The organism is Rhizobium sp. FG113 (assembly GCF_057809895.1).
In genome coordinates this window covers 139810-156901 of sequence record NZ_JBMDKV010000002.1, presented here as the reverse complement: position 1 = coordinate 156901, position 17092 = coordinate 139810, and the positions used below count along the sequence as shown (strand labels likewise).

20 protein-coding genes are annotated in these 17092 nt (G+C 64.7%); 3 read left to right on the top strand and 17 right to left on the bottom strand.

All coding sequences use genetic code 11. The features are described from left to right. Positions 1–31 precede the first annotated feature (31 nt). Positions 32–1051 (bottom strand): ribosome small subunit-dependent GTPase A, encoded by a 1020-nt coding sequence (gene rsgA, locus ACODTZ_RS07830; RefSeq protein ID WP_489025011.1) that lies wholly within the window; start codon positions 1049–1051, stop codon positions 32–34. 260 nt (positions 1052–1311) lie between these two features. On the opposite strand from rsgA, the gene ACODTZ_RS07825 reads away from it, so the two are divergent. Next, positions 1312–2235 (top strand): DMT family transporter, encoded by a 924-nt coding sequence (locus ACODTZ_RS07825; RefSeq protein ID WP_489025009.1) that lies wholly within the window; start codon positions 1312–1314, stop codon positions 2233–2235. Positions 2236–2297: 62 nt separating this feature from the next. Here ACODTZ_RS07825 and ACODTZ_RS07820 read toward each other — a convergent pair whose 3' ends face one another. From ACODTZ_RS07820 to phnG, 7 genes are all read right to left on the bottom strand, one after another. After that, complete coding sequence (locus tag ACODTZ_RS07820) at positions 2298–2915, bottom strand: DapH/DapD/GlmU-related protein (protein ID WP_112981687.1); 618 nt, start codon at positions 2913–2915, stop codon at positions 2298–2300. Beyond that, positions 2912–3622: a phosphonate C-P lyase system protein PhnL gene (phnL, locus tag ACODTZ_RS07815; protein WP_018899233.1), complete on the bottom strand. Its 711-nt coding sequence runs from the start codon at positions 3620–3622 to the stop codon at positions 2912–2914. The genes ACODTZ_RS07820 and phnL overlap by 4 nt, the downstream gene beginning before the upstream one ends. Positions 3623–3687: 65 nt before the next feature. After that, entirely contained in the window at positions 3688–4464 is a 777-nt protein-coding gene (phnK, locus tag ACODTZ_RS07810; protein WP_018899232.1) for a phosphonate C-P lyase system protein PhnK, read from the bottom strand. 235 nt (positions 4465–4699) lie between these two features. Continuing rightward, positions 4700–5581, bottom strand: a complete 882-nt coding sequence (locus ACODTZ_RS07805) for an alpha-D-ribose 1-methylphosphonate 5-phosphate C-P-lyase PhnJ (protein ID WP_018899231.1) — start codon at positions 5579–5581, stop codon at positions 4700–4702. Next, on the bottom strand, positions 5578–6687 hold the full coding sequence (locus ACODTZ_RS07800) for a carbon-phosphorus lyase complex subunit (protein ID WP_489025007.1): 1110 nt from the start codon (positions 6685–6687) through the stop codon (positions 5578–5580). Before ACODTZ_RS07800 ends, ACODTZ_RS07805 begins: the two co-directional genes overlap by 4 nt. A gap of 3 nt (positions 6688–6690) precedes the next feature. After that, positions 6691–7314, bottom strand: a complete 624-nt coding sequence (gene phnH / locus ACODTZ_RS07795) for a phosphonate C-P lyase system protein PhnH (protein ID WP_018899229.1) — start codon at positions 7312–7314, stop codon at positions 6691–6693. Then, positions 7314–7799 carry a phosphonate C-P lyase system protein PhnG gene (gene phnG / locus ACODTZ_RS07790; protein WP_489025005.1) on the bottom strand — a complete coding sequence of 162 codons (486 nt, stop codon included), beginning with the start codon at positions 7797–7799 and terminating at the stop codon, positions 7314–7316. Before phnG ends, phnH begins: the two co-directional genes overlap by 1 nt. Before the next feature lie 116 nt (positions 7800–7915). Between phnG and phnF the strand changes: the two genes are divergently transcribed. Continuing rightward, complete coding sequence (phnF, locus tag ACODTZ_RS07785) at positions 7916–8647, top strand: phosphonate metabolism transcriptional regulator PhnF (RefSeq protein WP_489025003.1); 732 nt, start codon at positions 7916–7918, stop codon at positions 8645–8647. 8 nt (positions 8648–8655) lie between these two features. On the opposite strand, the gene ACODTZ_RS07780 is transcribed toward phnF, so the two are convergent. Both ACODTZ_RS07780 and ACODTZ_RS07775 read right to left on the bottom strand, forming a co-directional pair. Next, entirely contained in the window at positions 8656–8814 is a 159-nt protein-coding gene (locus tag ACODTZ_RS07780) for a hypothetical protein (protein WP_489025001.1), read from the bottom strand. A gap of 83 nt (positions 8815–8897) precedes the next feature. Continuing rightward, positions 8898–9764 carry an oxidoreductase gene (locus ACODTZ_RS07775; RefSeq protein WP_489024999.1) on the bottom strand — a complete coding sequence of 289 codons (867 nt, stop codon included), beginning with the start codon at positions 9762–9764 and terminating at the stop codon, positions 8898–8900. Positions 9765–9850: 86 nt separating this feature from the next. Between ACODTZ_RS07775 and ACODTZ_RS07770 the strand changes: the two genes are divergently transcribed. Continuing rightward, on the top strand, positions 9851–10264 hold the full coding sequence (locus ACODTZ_RS07770) for a winged helix-turn-helix transcriptional regulator (RefSeq protein ID WP_112945178.1): 414 nt from the start codon (positions 9851–9853) through the stop codon (positions 10262–10264). Between the two features lie 63 nt (positions 10265–10327). Here the strand turns inward: ACODTZ_RS07770 and ACODTZ_RS07765 are convergent, their stop codons facing one another. The 7 genes from ACODTZ_RS07765 to ACODTZ_RS07735 form a co-directional block, all read right to left on the bottom strand. Continuing rightward, positions 10328–10963: a 2,3-bisphosphoglycerate-dependent phosphoglycerate mutase gene (locus ACODTZ_RS07765; protein ID WP_489024997.1), complete on the bottom strand. Its 636-nt coding sequence runs from the start codon at positions 10961–10963 to the stop codon at positions 10328–10330. Positions 10964–10984: 21 nt separating this feature from the next. After that, positions 10985–11809, bottom strand: coding sequence for a 4-hydroxy-tetrahydrodipicolinate reductase (gene dapB / locus ACODTZ_RS07760; protein ID WP_489024996.1), 825 nt, complete (start codon positions 11807–11809; stop codon positions 10985–10987). Between the two features lie 24 nt (positions 11810–11833). After that, positions 11834–13621, bottom strand: coding sequence for an ABC transporter ATP-binding protein (locus tag ACODTZ_RS07755; RefSeq protein WP_111563123.1), 1788 nt, complete (start codon positions 13619–13621; stop codon positions 11834–11836). Between the two features lie 117 nt (positions 13622–13738). Next, positions 13739–14770: a glucokinase gene (locus tag ACODTZ_RS07750; protein ID WP_489024994.1), complete on the bottom strand. Its 1032-nt coding sequence runs from the start codon at positions 14768–14770 to the stop codon at positions 13739–13741. A 33-nt stretch (positions 14771–14803) separates the two neighbouring features. Next, on the bottom strand, positions 14804–15187 hold the full coding sequence (locus tag ACODTZ_RS07745) for a methylglyoxal synthase (protein ID WP_047506724.1): 384 nt from the start codon (positions 15185–15187) through the stop codon (positions 14804–14806). A 97-nt stretch (positions 15188–15284) separates the two neighbouring features. Then, positions 15285–16358 (bottom strand): penicillin-insensitive murein endopeptidase, encoded by a 1074-nt coding sequence (mepA, locus tag ACODTZ_RS07740; RefSeq protein ID WP_489024992.1) that lies wholly within the window; start codon positions 16356–16358, stop codon positions 15285–15287. Positions 16359–16487: 129 nt separating this feature from the next. Next, positions 16488–17060 carry a hydrolase gene (locus ACODTZ_RS07735; RefSeq protein WP_112981738.1) on the bottom strand — a complete coding sequence of 191 codons (573 nt, stop codon included), beginning with the start codon at positions 17058–17060 and terminating at the stop codon, positions 16488–16490. Positions 17061–17092 lie beyond the last annotated feature (32 nt).

The following is a 17092-nucleotide window of genomic DNA, read 5'->3' as shown; positions in this document are numbered from 1 at the left end:
TGTCTAACTCGCCCTCCGTAAGCCGCCCCGCTCACCGCCGCTTCTGCAGCACCTTGTTGCCCTTCGGCCCGGTCATCTTCGGGGTGTTCTTGTCGTTCTCGTCGCGCAGCACCCGCCAGCGGGCGAGGCGCTCGGGCGCCAGCGTGCCTGATTTGACGGCGGCCTGGACGGCGCAGCCGGGTTCATGGTCGTGGGTGCAATCGCGGAAGCGGCAGTGTTCGGCAAGCTCGGTGATCTCGGAGAAGACCTGCTCGATGCCTTCCTGCACATCGCTGACATGGAGCGTGCGCATGCCTGGCGTGTCGATGACCCAGCCGCCGCCTTCCATGGCATGCAGCGAGCGGGCGGTCGTGGTGTGGCGGCCCTTGGCGTCGCGTTCGCGGATGCCGCCGGTTGCCTGCGAGCCCTCGCCGCTCAGCCCCGCCAGCGCATTGACCAGCGTCGACTTGCCGACGCCGGACGAGCCGATCAGCGCCAGCGTCTGGCCGAAGCCGCTCCATGGACCAAGCGCCGAAGCCGCGCCGTCGCTCTTTGCGTTGAGCACGACCACCGCGAGATCGCGCTGCAGGGCTTTCGCCTGCGCTTCGTATTCCGCGACATCAGTGGCGAGGTCGGCCTTGGTCAGCACGATGACGGGCGTCGTCTCCGCCTGATTGGCGAGCGCCATGTAGCGCTCGAGGCGGGCGACGTTGAAATCGGCGTTGCAGGAGGTGACGATCAGAAGCGTGTCGACATTGGCGGCGCCGAGCTGCTGGCCCTGACGTCCTTCGACGCGACGCTGCAGCAGCGTGCGGCGCTCCAGCCGGCGCACCAGGCTGTCGTCCTCGGGATCGACCATGACCCAGTCGCCGACGGCGAATTCGGACGTATTCAGCTGATGCGAGATCTTGAGCCGGATCAGGCCATCCAGCGAGGTGACGCTCAGGCGGCTGCGGTGAACTTCGGCGATGCGACGCGGGATGAGACCATGATCGTCATCCGTCAACTGATCGGAAAAGAATTCGGACCAGCCGAGCGAGGCCAGGAATGTCGCTTCGTGATCGGTCGTCAAAGGTTCACCGGGGACTGCGGCGTATGGGTCAAGGCTGGCTCCGTGAAGGGACGTGTGGTGACGCGGACATTAGCGGAAGCTTCGGCGGGAAGATATGGGGTTTGCACCATGAGAGACATCCGAGCGGAAAACGACAGCCGATCCCGGATGCTATCGGAGCGCCAAGTCACCGGCAGAGATTGGTGCTATTCGCGCTTCATAGCATCTTGATTTCCCGCGAGACTTTCCTGAAAGCTGCGTTGCCCCTCAAGGAAATCTCCATGTTCGTCTCGGAAGCCTTCGCCATTGGTTCGGCCACCTGCATCGCGCTCAGCTCGATGTTCATCAACGAGCTCAACGGGCGGGTGCCTTTGATGCAGCTGGCGCGCTGGCAGCTGACCGCAGCTTTCGTGATGACGGCGCTGGCGGCGACGGTTGCCGGCGGGTGGGCGACGCTTGGGGCTTGGCAGCTCGGGTCGCTTCTCGCCTCCAGCGTGTTCGGGATCGTGATTGCCAGCACCACCTATTTCGCGGCGATCTATACGGCCGGACCGCGCGTGACGGCGCTTCTGTTTTCGCTGGCTTCGCCGTTCGCGCTGGTGCTCGGCTATGTCGCGCTGGGTGAGACGATCGATCTGCGTCAGGGGTTCGGGGTCGTGCTCATTTTATGCGGCATCGTGATTGCCATCGGCTTTCGCAGGCGTCGGCCGGCGCCGATGATCCCGCTTGCCGATGGTGAGCCGATTGCAGAGCAAGCGCCGTCAACACCACCGGTGTCCATGCTCGGGATAACGCTTGGGGTCGTCACCGCGCTTGGGCAGGCGCTGGGGAGCCTGACGGCGCGGCCGGCGATGGCTGCCGGTGTCGAGCCGTTCACGGCGATGGCGGTGCGCTCGGGGCTGGCAGTGATCTGCTTCTGGGCGCTTCTGGCGCTGCCCCGGGTGCGGGCGCAGGCGAACGGCTTTCGGGCACGGGACTTTGGCCTTGCGGCCACCGCCGCCTTCTTCGGCACGGCGCTCGGGATGTCGCTTCTGATGGCGGCGTTGAAGACCGGCAATGTCGGGATCGTTTCGACGCTGTCTTCGATGACGCCTGTCGTCATCCTGCCGATGGTGTGGCTGCGCAGCGGACAGATGCCGCGTGCGCATGCCTGGGGCGGGGCGGCACTCGCCATCGCTGGCACGGCGCTGATCAGCCTCAGCTAAGGCCCCGGCGCGAATGGCGATCCATCCGCGCCGGAGAGGTTTGATGCATAGGGATAGGCGGCTTATGCCTCGTACCGCGCCAGGAAATCCTCGGCGTTGAGCGCGCGGAAATCGGCGAGTGCCACGCGCAGCCGGTCGTGCTCCCAGTCCCACCAGGCGAGCCTGTCCATGCGCTCGCCGATCTCTTTCGGAAAACGTTCGCGGATCAGCTTGGCGGGCACGCCGCCGACGATGGTGTAGGGTGCCACATCCTTGGAGACCACCGCGCCGGCGCCGATGACGGCGCCGTTGCCGACGCTGACGCCGGGCAGAAGCGTGGCGCCGTGGCCGATCCAGACGTCATGGCCGATCGTGACGCGGTTGGAGCGGCGCCATTCGAAGAACTCGGTCTCCATATCCGCATCCGGCCAGTAATCGGCGGCGCGGTAAGTGAAGTGGTGCAGCGTGGCGCGCCAAGTCGGATGGTTGGTGGCGTTGATGCGCACCGAAGCGGCGATGTTGACGAACTTGCCGATCGTGGCGCACCAAATGGCGCCGTCCTGCATGACGTAAGAGTAATCGCCGAGCTCGACCTCGTCGATGCGGCAGCGCTCCGACAGCTCGGTGTAGCGGCCGAGCGTCGAATTGTTCACCGAGGCGGTCTCGTGGATATAGGGCTCAAGGCCAATCTTGCGGCTCATGCTGCGATCGGCCTCCGTGGCGAGAATTTCTGCACGTCGAGAATGCGGTCGGCGACGGCCTCGCGCACTTCCTCGTCGTGGAAGATGCCGAGCAGGCCGACGCCCTTCTGTTTCTTCTCGGCGATCATCTCGACGACGACGGCGCGGTTCTTTGCGTCGAGCGAAGCGGTCGGCTCGTCGAGCAGGAGGATGGTGTGATCGGTGATGAAGCCGCGGGCGATGTTGACGCGCTGCTGCTCGCCGCCGGAGAAGGTGGCGGGGGGAAGCTGCCAGAGCGCTTCCGGCAGGTTGAGCTTGGCGAGCAGTTCGGCCGCCTTTTCACGCGCGACATCCGCCTTCGTGCCACGGGCGACCAGCGGCTCGGCCACGACATCGATGGCCGCGACGCGCGGCACGGTGCGCAGGAACTGGCTGACGTAACCCAGCGTCTGGCGGCGCACCTCGATGATGGTGCGCGGATCGGTGGTGGCGAGATCGACGATGCGATCCTGGTGCTTGACCAGGATCTGGCCGCTATCGACCGCGTAATTGCCGTAGATCATCTTCAACAGCGAACTCTTGCCGATGCCCGAGGGGCCGCCGAGCACGACGCATTCGCCCGAGGCGACGGAGAAGGAGACATCCGAGACGACAGGCAGCTTGATGCCGTCGCGCAGATGCATGGTGAAGCTCTTGGAGACTTCCGAAACAACGAGTGGCGTTGCCATGATTGACTTCCCTGGTTTCTGGCGACAATCCGTGAGCTTAGCCGGCTTACGGATCACGCTCTCAACTATACCTGCAGGATCGAGGAGACGAGGAGCTGGGTGTAGGGCTCGCGGGGATCGTCGAGCACCCGGTCGGTCAGGCCATGCTCGATGACGTGGCCGTCCTTCATCACCATCATCCGGTGCGACAGCAGGCGGGCGACGGCGAGATCGTGGGTGACGATGATGGCGGCAAGGCCGAGATCGTTGACGAGGCCGCGAACGAGATCGAGCAGGCGGGCCTGTACGGAGACGTCGAGACCGCCGGTCGGCTCATCCATGAAGACGAGGCGCGGGCCGGTGACGAGGTTTCGGGCGATCTGCAGGCGCTGGCGCATGCCGCCGGAAAACGCGCGCGGCTGGTCGTCGATGCGGCTCTCGTCGATCTCGACCCGGCTCAGCCAATCGACCGCGGTGGCGCGGATATTGCCATAGTGCCGATCGCCGATCGCCATCAGCCGCTCGCCGACATTGGCGCCGGCCGACACCGTCATGCGCAGACCGTCAGCCGGATTCTGGTGCACGAAGCCCCAGTCGGTGCGCATCAGGAAACGGCGCTCGGCCTCGCTCATGTGGTAGAGATCGCGGTACTGGCCATCGCGCATGTGATACTCGACGCTGCCTGTGGTCGGCATCAGGCGGGTGGAGATGCAGTTGAGCAACGTGGTCTTGCCGGAGCCGGATTCACCGACGATCGCCAGCACTTCGCCGGGCCAGAGCTCGAAGGAGACGTTCTTGCAGCCGATGCGGTTGCCGTAGAATTTCGAGACGTCGTTGACTTTGAGAAGGGGGGTGTCGGTCATGGCTATGCCTCCGCGAATTTGTGTGTGAGGGCATGGAGCGTGGCGGGTGGGATACCCCCCTCTGTCCTGCCGGACATCTCCCCCACAGGTGGGGAGATTGGCTGGGCGAAACCACTCGCTCCACTTTCATTGCCTGGCTGCACGTTGGCCACGAGTCGATCTCCCCCCTTGTGGGGGAGATGCCCGGCAGGGCAGAGGGGGGTATCCCCGGCAGAACGCCGAACTTGAAGCGCCCTCATTCCGCAGCCTCCCGACCCTGCGCCAGCATCTCGCCGACATGGCCGTGCTCTCTACGGTCCTCGCAATGATCCGTATCCGAGCAGACGAACATGCGGCCGCCCTTGTCGTCCAGGATCACCTCGTCGAGATAGACGTCCTCGGCGCCGCAGAGCGCGCAGGGCTTGCCGAAGCGCTGGATCTCGAAGGGGTGGTCCTCGAAATCGAGGCTGACGACTTCGGTGTAGGGCGGGACGGCGTAGATGCGTTTTTCGCGGCCGGCGCCGAAGAGCTGCAGGGCGTCCGACATATGCATTTTCGGATTGTCGAATTTCGGCGTCGGCGACGGGTCCATGACGTAGCGGCCGGCGACCTTGACCGGGTAGGCGTAGGTCTTGGAGATGCGGCCGTTATGGGCGATGTCCTCGTAGAGCTTCACGTGCATGAGGCCGTATTCCTCGAGCGCGTGCATCTTGCGGGTCTCGGTCTCGCGCGGCTCGAGGAAGCGCAGCGGCTCGGGGATCGGCACCTGGTAGACCAACACCTGGCCCGCCCCGAGCTTTTCTTCCGGGATGCGGTGGCGGGTCTGGATGATGGTGGCATCCTTGGTGTGCGTGGTGACCGCGACATTGGCGACCTTCTGGAAGAAGGCGCGGATGGAGACGGCATTCGTCGTGTCGTCGGCGCCCTGGTCGATGACCTTCAGCACATCATCGGGGCCGATGATCGAGGCCGTGACCTGCACGCCGCCGGTGCCCCAGCCATAGGGCATCGGCATTTCGCGCGAGGCGAAGGGAACCTGATAGCCGGGAATGGCGATCGCCTTCAGGATGGCGCGGCGGATCATCCGCTTGGTCTGTTCGTCGAGATAGGCGAAGTTGTACGTGGCGAGATCGCTCATTCGGCTGCCTCCTTGAGATCGTCATCGCTGCCATTGCGGGCGGCGTCGAAGTCGTTGCGCATGCGGCGGACGAGATCGAGCTCGGCCTGGAAATCGACGTAGTGCGGCAGCTTCAGATGCTCGACGAAGCCGGTCGACTGGACGTTATCGGCATGCGAGATGACGAATTCCTCGTCCTGCGCGGGCGCGGTGATATCCTCGCCGAGCTCGCTGGCGCGCAGGGCACGATCGACCAGCGACATGGACATGGCCTTGCGCTCGCTCTGGCCGAAGACCAGGCCATAACCGCGGGTGAACTGCGGCGGCGCCTTGGAGGAGCCCTTGAACTGGTTGACCATCTGGCATTCGGTTACCTGGATGGACCCCAGCGAGACAGCGAAACCGAGCTCGGGCACATCGAACTCCACCTCGACTTCGCCGATGCGGATTTCACCGGTGAAGGGGTGGTTGCGGCCATAGCCGCGCTGGGTGGAGTAGCCGAGCGCCAAGAGGAAACCCTCGTCGCCACGGGCGAGCGCCTGCAGGCGCAGGTCGCGGCTCATCGGAAATTCCATTGGCTCGCGGGTGAGATCGCCGATCTCATGATCCTCCGGCATTTCGCCATCGCCCTCGATCAGGCCTTCATGGGCAAGGATTTCGGAGACGCGCATGACGCGGCCGGTTTCGGCCTCGCGCAGCACCGGCTCTTCGACCGCGCCATCCTCGAGCAGCGAGGGGTCGAGCAGGCGGTGGGTGTAATCGAAGGTCGGGCCGAGCAGCTGGCCGCCGGGCAGGTCCTTGTAGGTGGCGGAGACGCGGCGCTCGATCTTCATTTGAGCCGTATCGATCGGCTGCGAATAGCCGAAGCGCGGCAATGTCGTGCGGTAGGCGCGCAGCAGGAAGATCGCCTCGATCATATCACCGCGCGACTGGCGCACGGCGAGTGCCGCCAGCGTGCGGTCGTAGAGCGAGGCTTCGGCCATGACGCGGTCGACGGCGAGCGTCAGCTGCGCGACGATCTGCTCGATGCCGATGGCGGGGAGCGCGCGATCACCACGGCGGCGATCGGCGAGCAGGCGGTGGGCATTCGAAATGGCGGCCTCGCCACCTTTGACGGCAACATACATGGGTCACATCTCCGTTGCGGTGATCTTGGTGGTGCGCGGCAGGCAGAGGAAACGGCTGCCGGAGGTCAGCACGATGTCGACGCCGCGCGGAAAGAGCGCGCGATTTTCCGTCCACAGATGCAGGAAGCGTTCCGGCAGTCCAAGCGGCGCGACGTCGGTGACGGTCTTGATGCCGGGGCCCATCAGCGCGAGGCGGCGACCGCCTTCGAGATCGGGCAGTTCGATGACGAGCGTCGTCGAACGATCCGGATATTCCTGGGTGCCGGAGGCAAACAGGCCGAATGAGGAGAGCGTGGCGCCTTCATCGACGAAGGCGAAGCGGGCTTCGGCCTTTTCCGGCGTGACCGGCGCACCGGTGTGGAAGCCGAGCCATTGCGGCGTGGCGGACTTGGCCAAGGCAGGCGAGAGCCAGACGGGGGTGTCGTGATCGCACAGCGTCAGCGCGATGGCGCCGGCAGCGATACCAAGCGGCGCCGGCGGCTCGGCATCGGGCGACACGGTCTGGATGGTGCCGGGGCGGGCCATGGCATCCATCATCAGCTTGAAGACGCTCTGGGCGTGGAACACCGGCTCGGCGAAGCCGCCCGACAGGGCATCGGCATTGTGCGTTTCGGTCTTGAGGGGCATCAGTCGTCTCCGCGAACCATGGTGAAGAAATCGACGCGGGTGGCCGCGGTCTCGTCGGCCTTCCTAGCGTCGGCATCGGCGACGCGGGCCGCGATCGGCGCAAGCAGGGTGGTTTCGATGGTGTCGCGCGTGGCCGGTTCCTGCCAGAGCGCATCGAAGATCGCCGAGAGGCGGGCCTTTTCGCGATCGGTACCGAGCGCCTGGGCATGACCGATGGTTCCCGAAGCAAGGCGGATGGTGGCGCGGGTGACGGTGACCTCGCCGAGATTGAAGGCGGCACCGCCGCCGCCCATGCGGCCGCGCACCATGACGAGGCCAGTTTCGGGGCCGCGCACGGCTTGCGCCACCGGCTTTTCCGTCAATGCCTGCCAGGCCGCTTCCAGCTCCTGCCGCTCGGCGCGGGCGAGCAGATCGACAGTGCGCTTGCGCGCCCGGTCACCCTCACTCAGCTCGGTCTTGCCTACCTTCTTTTCCGCTAAGGTCATCGCCACATCCTTTAAATGTCTATTGATATAGACAACCATACAAGCTATACCTAGACCTAAATCGCCGAGGTGACAAGCGTGTGACATTTCGGGGGCGCATAAGATAAAGGGCTAAAATGGCTGGGCAGGTTCAGAGACAGACGGGCGTGGCGCTGTGGCGGCAGATCGCCGACCGGATTCGCCAGGCGATCAGCGCCGGTGCCTATGACGAAACAGGCATGGTGCCGCCGGAGATGACGCTGGCCACGCAGTTCGGTGTCAACCGGCACACGGTGCGCAGCGCGCTCGCGGCGCTGGCGCAGGAGGGGATCGTGCGCGCGGTGCAGGGCCGCGGCACGCTGATCGAGCGCAAGGAGCGGCTGAACTTTCCGATCAGCAAGCGGACGCGCTTCAACAGCGGCATCGGCGAGCAGGCGCGCGAGACACGCGGGCTGCTGCTCGGCCATGGCGAGGAAGCGGCAAGCGACGAGGTGGCGCGCTGGCTGAAGCTTGCGCCGGGTACGAAAGTGATCCGGCTGGAGACGGTGCGCAAGGCGGATGGGCGGCCGGTCTCGAGCGCGACCTCGTGGTTTCCGGCGGAGCGCTTCGCGGGCATGCCCGACGCCTATGAGAAAACGGAATCGATCACCCGCGCCTTCGCCGAACTCGGCCTATCCGACTATGTCCGCGCCACCACCGAAATCACCGCCGCCCACGCCGAGGCGGCAGACCTCTCGTCGTTGGAGCTGACGCCGGGGGCGATCGTGCTGATCACCAAGGCCATGAATACCGATCTCGACGGCGTGCCGGTGCAATATTCGGTGACGCGGTTTGCGGCCGACCGGGTGCAGTTTACGATCGAGAATTGAGGGTTATCCTAGGACTTAGGGGTCTTGATCGCCGTGGTGACCGTCAGACATGCCTGATCGAAGTCTCGCAGCTTTGACTTATCGATGACGCCGACCTTGAACAGCGCCTGCGCGGAAGAATGGATGGCCTCGAAGGCATCCGACTTGAATTTAGGCCGGGTCGTCATTGTGTATCTTCCTGCTGGACCCGCAACCTAGCATCCACTCCTATCGCCCTCAACCCGGCGAGCTTGACGATATTTCGCGCCCCTCACCTCGCCTCCCACGGAAAGTGCCCTGCCCCATTGCCCGCATCGAAGTCGGTGGAGAGGCTGAGGTCGCGCCAGGTGGCGTGTTCGGTGGCTCTTTGCGCGTCGTTCTGCTCGATGGCGCGGATGGCGTCGCTGCCGAGTGGCAGGCGCAGCGGCGGGTTGGCGAGGCTGGCGAGGTGGAGGATGGCGGCGGCGGCTTTTGCCGGGTCGCCGGGCTGCCTGCCGTCATAGTCGCGCTGGTAGCGGGCCATCTTGCCGACGGTTTCGTCATATTCGGGGCGGCCTTCGCGCAACGTGGTGGAGGCGCCGGCGAAATCGGTGCGGAATCCACCGGGCTCGACGATGCTGACCTTGACGCCGAGCGGGCCGACTTCGCGGCTCAAGGCCTCGGAGAAGCCCTCGACGCCCCATTTCGCCGCCGCATAGGGCGCACGACCGGCCGGGCCGATGCGACCGCCGACGGAGGAGACCTGGATGATGTGGCCGGCGCCCTGCTCGCGCATCAGAGGCAATGCCGCCTTGGTGACGATGATGGTGCCGAAGAGGTTGGTTTCGATCTGGGCGCGGAAATCTGTGAGGCTGGTATCCTCGATCGATCCGACGTCGCCATAGCCGGCATTGTTGACGAGAACATCGAGCCGGCCGAAGCGCTCGACCGCGGCCTTCACCGCCTGCTCGGCCGATTGCTCGTCGGTCACATCAAGCGAAATCGTCAAGACACTCGAGGGGTAACGCTGCTTGATATCGTCGAGCTGGGCGGGGTTGCGCGCGGTGGCGACCAGATTGTGCCCCTCAGCCAGAACCGCTTCCGCAAGCGCCCTGCCGAGACCGCGCGAACTGCCTGTAATCAACCAAACCTGTGACATCGAAATCTCCTTGATCCGTCGAAAGACCATATAGGCCTGACGGTATCTTCTTGAAAGAAGGTACCAGATGGATCTATACATACCTTATGGTAACCGAACTAAACGATGGTACATTCGACTTCTGCGAGACGCTGACGGATGCCGAAGACGCACTCGCTCGCGAGATGCTGGAGCGCGCCAGCGCCAAGTGGCCGCTGCGTGTCATGCATATCCTTGCCGAAGCCAAGGGGCCGCTGCGCTTTTCACGGGTTCTGGAACGGGTGGAGGGCATCAGCCAGAAGGTGCTGACGCAGACTTTGCGCACGCTGGAGGCCGACGGGCTGGTGACGCGCACGCTCTACCCGCAGGTACCGCCGCGCGTGGAATACGAGCTGACGCCGCTCGGCGGGGAGTTGCTTGTGGAAGTGGTGGGGCTCTGGCAATGGATCGCCAACCGGCTGCCGGATTTCGAGGCGGCGCGGAAGCCGAAGGGTCAGACGGAAAACGGACCCGAAAACTAAGGAACTTTCCGGCCTATCCGGAGAGGCGCCGCGCATCGGGGAGACGCGCGGCGCAATCGATATTCAGTGCGCGCCGGACATGTCGCCGAGGACTTCCTTGGAGGCGACGGTCGAGTCGGCGTTGAGCTTGTAGACCATGGGAACGCCGGTCGCGAGGTTGACGCCGAGGATCTGTTCCTTGGTGAGCTTGTCGAGCACCATGACCAGCGAGCGCAGCGAGTTGCCGTGGGCGGCGACCAGAACGGTTTCGCCGCGCAGCACGCGGGGCAGGATCTCCGTCAGGTAATAGGGCCAGACGCGGGCGCCGGTGTCGCGCAGGCTTTCGCCACCGGGAGGGGGAACGTCATAGGAGCGGCGCCAGATGTGGACCTGCTCTTCGCCCCACTTGGCGCGGGCGTCGTCCTTGTTGAGGCCGGAGAGATCGCCATAGTCGCGCTCGTTCAGCGCCTGGTCCTTGATGGTCTCGAGGCCGGTCTGGCCGACGTTTTCAAGGATGATCTTCAGCGTGTCCTGGGCGCGCTTCAGGTCAGAGGTGAAGGCGATGTCGAACTTGATGCCGTATTCCGCGAGCGCCTTGCCGCCGGTGTTGGCTTCCTGAACGCCGAGCTCTGTGAGCTCCGGGTTCTTCCAGCCGGTGAAAAGGTTTTTCAGGTTCCAGTCGCTCTGGCCGTGGCGAACGAGGACGAGGGTACCGCTCATTATAAATTCCTCCTGATGAGATCAGTGTTGGGAGAGCCCGAGAACATCGAGCATGGAATAAAGACCCGGCTTCTTGTCGCGCGCCCAAAGGGCGGCCTTGACGGCGCCGCGCGCGAAGATGGAGCGGTCGCCGGCGCTGTGGGCCATGGAGACGCGCTCGCCCTCGCCGGCGAAGATGACGGAATGTTCGCCGATGACGGAGCCGCCGCGCAGCGTGGCAAAGCCGATCGTGCCCTGTTCGCGCGCGCCGGTGTGGCCATCGCGGACGCGGACGGAATGGGTGGCCAGATCGATGCCGCGGCCCTTGGCGGCAGCTTCACCCAGAAGCAGCGCGGTTCCCGAGGGGGCGTCGACCTTGCGCTTGTGGTGCATTTCTAGGACCTCGATGTCCCAATCGGCGGGATCGAGCGCGCGCGCCGCCTGTTCGACCAGCACGCTCAGGAGATTGACGCCGAGCCCCATATTGCCAGACTTGACGATGCGGGCATGGCGGCTGGCGGCGGAGATCTTCTGTTCGTCCTCGACCGAGCAGCCTGTCGTGCCGATGATGTGGACGATGCGGGCCTGGGCGGCAAGCGCCGCGAATTCATTGGTGGTCGCCGGCGTGGTGAAATCGAGCACGCCATCGGCATGGAGGAAGGCGGCCAGCGGATCGTCGGTGATCGCGATACCATTGGGGCCGAGACCCGCGATCTCGCCGGCATCCTTGCCGATGAAGGGCGAGCCCGGGCGGCCGACGGCTGCGTGCAGCACGACGCCTTCGATCTCATGCACTATGCGGATGAGCGCCTGTCCCATGCGGCCCGCTGCACCAACCACCACCAGTTTCATCGCAGCATCGCTCATGTCAGGCGTCCATCATTCCACGTATCAGAAAGTCTCGGAGGCCGCGGGCCTCTGAAGGTTGTTGAGGCGAGCGTAAAGACCGTCGCTGCGCTTCGCAAGCGTCTCGTGATTGCCTTCTTCGACGACGCGGCCCTGCTGCATGACGACGATCTTGTCGGCGCGCACGACCGTCGAGAGACGGTGGGCGATGACGACCACGGTGCGGCCGGTCATGGCTTCGTCGAGCGCCTTCTGCACGGCAGCTTCCGATTCGGTGTCGAGCGCGGAGGTCGCTTCGTCGAGGAGCAGGATCGGGGCGTTGCGCACCAGCGCGCGGGCGATCGACAGGCGCTGGCGCTGGCCGCCCGAAAGCGTCACGCCGTTTTCGCCGACCGGCGTGTCGTAGCCTTCCGGCTGGGCGAGAATGAAGTCGTGGGCGTAAGCGAGCCGCGCTGCTTCCTCCACCTCGGCATCGCTGGCGTCGGGACGGCCGTAGCGGATGTTGTCGCGGATCGAGCCTTCGAACAGGTAGGGCTGCTGCGAGACATAGGCCAGCTGCTCGCGCAGCGACTTCTTCGTCACATGGGCGATGTCCTGGCCGTCGATCAGGATCTGACCGGCCTTCGGATCGTAGAAGCGCGGGATGAGATTGATGATGGTCGACTTGCCGGCGCCGGAGGGGCCGACGAGTGCTGTGGTCTTGCCACCCTCGGCGACCATGTTGACGCCATCGAGGACATTGTCGTTGCCATAGGCGAAGGCGACGTCCTTGAGCTCGATGCGGGCTTCGGTGACGACCAGGGGCTTGGCATCCGGCAGGTCGCGCTGGCGCGGCTCCATGTCGAGCAGCTCGTAGATCATCCGCGCGTTGACGGCGGCGCGCTCCATCTGCACCTGCAGCTTGGCAAGGCGGCGGGCCGGATCATAGGCCAAGAGCAGCGCGGTGACGAAGGAGAAAAAGGCGCCGGGCGGCACGTTCTGATAGATCGAGCGGTAGGCGGCGTAGGCAAGAACGCTGGCGACGGCGAAACCGGCGAAGCTTTCGGTCATCGGCGCGTTGCGCTCGGACAGCTTGGCGATCTTGTTGCCGCGCTCTTCGGCGGCGACGATGATCTTGTTGATCTTCTGCTCGAGCTGCCGCTCCATCGTGAACGCCTTGACGATGGAGATGCCCTGAATGGTCTCCTGCATGGCGCCGAGCACGTGACTGTTGAGATCGATCGCTTCCTTGGTGGCCTGGCGCAGGCGCTTGGAGAGATAGCGCAGCGCCAGAAGCAGCGGCGGTGCGAGAATGAGGACAGCGACGCTGAGCAGCGGGTCCTGATAGACCATGACGCCGAGCAGGGCGACAAAAGTCAGCAGGTCGCGGGCGGTGGAGGTGATCGTCAGGTTGAGGACGTCGCGGATGCCGCCGACATTCTGGCTGACCTGGGCGGCGATGCGCGCCGAACGCGCCTCGTTGAAGTAGCCGACCGACAGCGTCATCAGATGTACGTAAAGGCGGCTCTGGTAGCGGGCGACGATGTTGTTGCCGATCTTCGACAGCGCCACCGCCTGGCCGTAGCTCGCGAAACCGCGAATGACGAAGGCGATGAAGATGGAGAGGCAGATGACCCAGACGACATCTGCGCGCCGGTTGGCGAAGGCCTCGTCGATGATCGAGCGCATGATCCAGGCGGTGAAGGCCGTCGATAGCGCGACGAGGACAAGACAGCTGATGGCGACGACGTAGCCCCAGATGTGCTCGCGGCCATTTTCAGCGATGATGCGCTTCAAGACGGCGGTGACCGTGCCGCTGTCGACGGGGCGCTGCTGGGGATCGGATGAACGCAATAAAGACTTCCTGTCTCGTGACCATGCGAGCCGCTGCTGCGGCCCGCGCTCGAGCGGCTCTATAAAGAGTTGGCGCCCGTTTGGCTAGGTCTGTCCGGGCGCCGGACGCTGGGGGGGCTATCGACCCCAGCGGCGGCCATCGGTCGACACGCCGAAGGTGTCGGGCCGGCGGGCGTAGGACGAGAGGCCGGAGAGTGCCGCCAGCGGATGGGTGACGACATAGGTCGGGATGGTCGAGAGCAGTGCCGTGTGCGGCGCCTTGTCCTCGAAACCGGCGCGAAACTCGGGCTTGCGCAGGGCACCTAAGATCTTCTGGCTGATGCCGCCGGAGAGAAACACGCCGCCGCGCGCCATGAAGATCATCGCCATGTCGCCGGCAACGCGGCCGAGATAGGTCGAAAACAGCGAGATGGTCTCGACGGCGACCGGGTCGCTCTCGGCCAGCGCATGCGAGGTGATATCAGCAGGGTCGCTGTACTTCGGCGCGATGCCATCGGCGGTGCAGATGGCGCGGTAGAGATTGACGATGCCGCGGCCGGAGAGGATCTGCTCGGCCGAGACGCGGCCCTCGATGGTTTCGACATAAGGGAAGATTTCGAGATCGCGCTTGCTGCGCGGCCCGAGATCGACGTGGCCGCCCTCGCCCGGAACCGGGATCCAGACGCCGCGCGCATGCACGAGGCCGCCGACACCGAGGCCGGTGCCCGGTCCGAGCACGACGCGGGAGGCGACCATGTCCTCATGGGCGTCGGCATTGCCGAGGCGTTCGCGGTGTTCCGGCGCCAGATCGGAGATGGCGAGCGCCTGGGCTTCGAAATCGTTGACGACCAGGACATCCTCGATGCCAAGATTTTCGATCATCGACTTCGGACGCACGACCCAATCGCAATTGGTCAGCGGGATCTCGTCGTCGCTGATCGGGCCGGCGACCGCGAGGATGGCGGAACGCGGCTTGATCGCGCTCTTTTCCAGGATGGTGGCGCGGATGGCGTCGTCGATGGTCTCGAAATCGGCGGTGCGCACGTTCGGGAAATTGACCTGTTCGGCGTCGGCCGTCTCGATGATGGCGAAACGGGCATTGGTTCCGCCGATATCGCCGATCAGGATCGGGAAGGGCATGGAGGCGTCGCTGGTATCGAGCTGGTGCATGGCAGGTTCCGTTGTTGCGCGTTCGCGCGCCGCTTATGCGTGAAGATTGGCGATCAGCCTGTCGGCCGTGGCCTCGTTGAGTGCCATTGGGATATCATAGACGATCGCAAGGCGCATCAAGGCCTTGACGTCGACGTCGTGGGGCATGGGGGTCAGTGGGTCGACGAAGAAGATCAGGGCATCGACCTCGCCAGTGGCAATCAGCGCGCCGATCTGCTGGTCACCGCCGAGCGGGCCGCTTTTCAATCGGGTGACATCGAGCGAGGGAGCGGCGTCGAGAACACGGCCGCCGGTCGTGCCGGTCGCGAAGATCGTCCAGTTCGCCTTGAGCGTCTCCTCGTTGCGGCGGGCGAATTCCGCCATGTCGTCCTTCTTCTGGTCATGCGCGATGAGCGCAAGGCACTTGCGGCCGGCCATCAGAAGCTCCCCCTCTAAATTCACTGGCATAATTCAATCGATTTGACCGCTTCTATACGAAGCGATCAGGGTTTTAAAGAGCGGTATTCAACCGGCCTCACTGTGCTGCTGGCTTGTCATCCGGGATCGGGCCGAGATCGGGCAGCTCGTCGTCATTTGCGGCGGGCGGCGCGTCAATGGGCTGAGCGCGAAGCACTTCAGCAGCCGAAGGGCCGCCATAGGTCGCGGCGCGCACGGAGGAGACCGCGGGCGCATCGAGAACCGCCTGGCAGGCCTTGGGCAGGTCCGACACCATGACCTCACGCGGCTTGACCGGCTTGGCATCCGGCTTCGGCGGCTTGGGCTTGGCCCATGGCGCCGGGCTGAACCACCAGGCGAGCGACTTGTCGCAACCATCGCCGGCCACCACAGGCGCCTGCGGCTTGCAATTGGCGGCGCCCGGCGGGCACTTGATGCGGATGTGGAAGTGGGAATCGTGACCGTATTCCGGGCGCAGCTTGCCGAGATTGGTGCGATCGCCGGTCCAGGTGTCGCACATCTTCTTCTTGATCGCCGGATTGACGAAGATGCGCTCGACCTGCGAATAGCTCGCGGCACGCATCAGGAGACGCGCATGGGCCGGCGTCCAGACATTCGGGTTGATCGTCAGGAAGGCGTTCTTCTGCAGCATGGTCGTGAAGGGCAGCGCCTCGCGCTGTTCGGCCGTCATGCGGAAGTTGGGCATCGGCGTCAGCCAGATATCGGCGTCGAGGCCGATCTGGTGCGAGGCGTGGCCCGTGATCATCGGGCCGCCGCGCGGCTGGGCGATATCGCCGACCAGCAGGCCCGGCCAGCCATCATATTTGGCGGCATCGCGCGACAGCTGCTCGATGGTGGAGAGCATCGCCGGATTGCCCCAGCGGCGATTGCGCGACAGGCGCATGGCCTGCCAGTTCGGACCATCGGTCGGAAGCGCCTCGGCGCCGGCCATGCAGCCCTTCGCGTAGAAGCCGAAGGGTTGCGGAGCCCCTTGCGTCGGAAGCTGGACGCCGCCGAAGATCGCCTTGGCGCTGCCGGGGCTCGGCTGTTTCTGCTGCGCGGCAACATCGCCGGCGATGAGGCTGGCGCCGATCGCAGTTGCCAATGCCAGTTTACCGATTGAAGAGAGCGCCTGCGCGATGCGGAAAGCCATGCCGTATCCTGAACTGCTGCCGACCATAGTCGAGTGATTTGCACCCGTTTTACCGTGAAATGCGATTCTGGTGAATCGATGTTTTTCACGGGCGATCACGAGACATCGCGTCGGCCGGCAGCACCGCACTCAGGTGTTGGCGAGGATGTCTGCGGTTTTGCGGATACGCGACAGGCGCGGGAAGATGCGCTCGCAGGCGAAGGCGTGCATCTCGGCGGTAAACGTCGTCATCGCATCCTCGGCGGCGATGACCGCGTAATTATGGGCGAACGCATCGCGGATCGTGGCCTCGACGCCGAAATTGGTGGCGATGCCGGTGAGAATGACGGTCCGGATGCCGCGACGGCGCAGCTGCAGGTCGAGCTCGCTGCCATAAAAGGCGCTCCATTGATGCTTGGTTATGCGCACATCTGGCGTCAGGTCAGCGATCTCCGGCGGTTCGCGCAGCGCTTCGGCCGGCAAGCCACCCTGTGGGAAGGCGATCGGTTCGTCGGTCGGCTGGTTGACAGCATCGGCATAGTCCGCGGAAAATCCGATGGTGACGAAGACAGTCGTGCCGCCGGCCGCTTTCAGCGACTTGGCAATCGCGGCGGTATTTTCGATCACCTGCTGAGCGGAATGAGGCGCGACGGGCCTGGAAATGATAAAGCCCTGCAGATCGATGGAGATCAGGGCGGTGGTCTTGGGATCGTAGAGGGACATGGAAGGCTCCGGAATAAACATGAGGATATCCT

Excerpts from the sequence above, each read along its gene's own strand:
- ACODTZ_RS07825 (WP_489025009.1), top strand. The coding sequence starts at position 1,312 with ATGTTCGTCTCGGAAGCCTTCGCCATTGGTTCGGCCACCTGCATCGCG.
- ACODTZ_RS07820 (WP_112981687.1), bottom strand. The coding sequence starts at position 2,915 with ATGAGCCGCAAGATTGGCCTTGAGCCCTATATCCACGAGACCGCCTCG.
- phnL (WP_018899233.1), bottom strand. The coding sequence starts at position 3,622 with ATGGCAACGCCACTCGTTGTTTCGGAAGTCTCCAAGAGCTTCACCATG.
- phnK (WP_018899232.1), bottom strand. The coding sequence starts at position 4,464 with ATGACCGACACCCCCCTTCTCAAAGTCAACGACGTCTCGAAATTCTAC.
- ACODTZ_RS07805 (WP_018899231.1), bottom strand. The coding sequence starts at position 5,581 with ATGAGCGATCTCGCCACGTACAACTTCGCCTATCTCGACGAACAGACC.
- ACODTZ_RS07800 (WP_489025007.1), bottom strand. The coding sequence starts at position 6,687 with ATGTATGTTGCCGTCAAAGGTGGCGAGGCCGCCATTTCGAATGCCCAC.
- phnH (WP_018899229.1), bottom strand. The coding sequence starts at position 7,314 with ATGCCCCTCAAGACCGAAACGCACAATGCCGATGCCCTGTCGGGCGGC.
- phnG (WP_489025005.1), bottom strand. The coding sequence starts at position 7,799 with ATGACCTTAGCGGAAAAGAAGGTAGGCAAGACCGAGCTGAGTGAGGGT.
- phnF (WP_489025003.1), top strand. The coding sequence starts at position 7,916 with ATGGCTGGGCAGGTTCAGAGACAGACGGGCGTGGCGCTGTGGCGGCAG.
- ACODTZ_RS07780 (WP_489025001.1), bottom strand. The coding sequence starts at position 8,814 with ATGACGACCCGGCCTAAATTCAAGTCGGATGCCTTCGAGGCCATCCAT.
- ACODTZ_RS07775 (WP_489024999.1), bottom strand. The coding sequence starts at position 9,764 with ATGTCACAGGTTTGGTTGATTACAGGCAGTTCGCGCGGTCTCGGCAGG.
- ACODTZ_RS07770 (WP_112945178.1), top strand. The coding sequence starts at position 9,851 with ATGGTAACCGAACTAAACGATGGTACATTCGACTTCTGCGAGACGCTG.
- ACODTZ_RS07765 (WP_489024997.1), bottom strand. The coding sequence starts at position 10,963 with ATGAGCGGTACCCTCGTCCTCGTTCGCCACGGCCAGAGCGACTGGAAC.
- dapB (WP_489024996.1), bottom strand. The coding sequence starts at position 11,809 with ATGAGCGATGCTGCGATGAAACTGGTGGTGGTTGGTGCAGCGGGCCGC.
- ACODTZ_RS07750 (WP_489024994.1), bottom strand. The coding sequence starts at position 14,770 with ATGCACCAGCTCGATACCAGCGACGCCTCCATGCCCTTCCCGATCCTG.
- ACODTZ_RS07745 (WP_047506724.1), bottom strand. The coding sequence starts at position 15,187 with ATGGCCGGCCGCAAGTGCCTTGCGCTCATCGCGCATGACCAGAAGAAG.
- mepA (WP_489024992.1), bottom strand. The coding sequence starts at position 16,358 with ATGGCTTTCCGCATCGCGCAGGCGCTCTCTTCAATCGGTAAACTGGCA.
- ACODTZ_RS07735 (WP_112981738.1), bottom strand. The coding sequence starts at position 17,060 with ATGTCCCTCTACGATCCCAAGACCACCGCCCTGATCTCCATCGATCTG.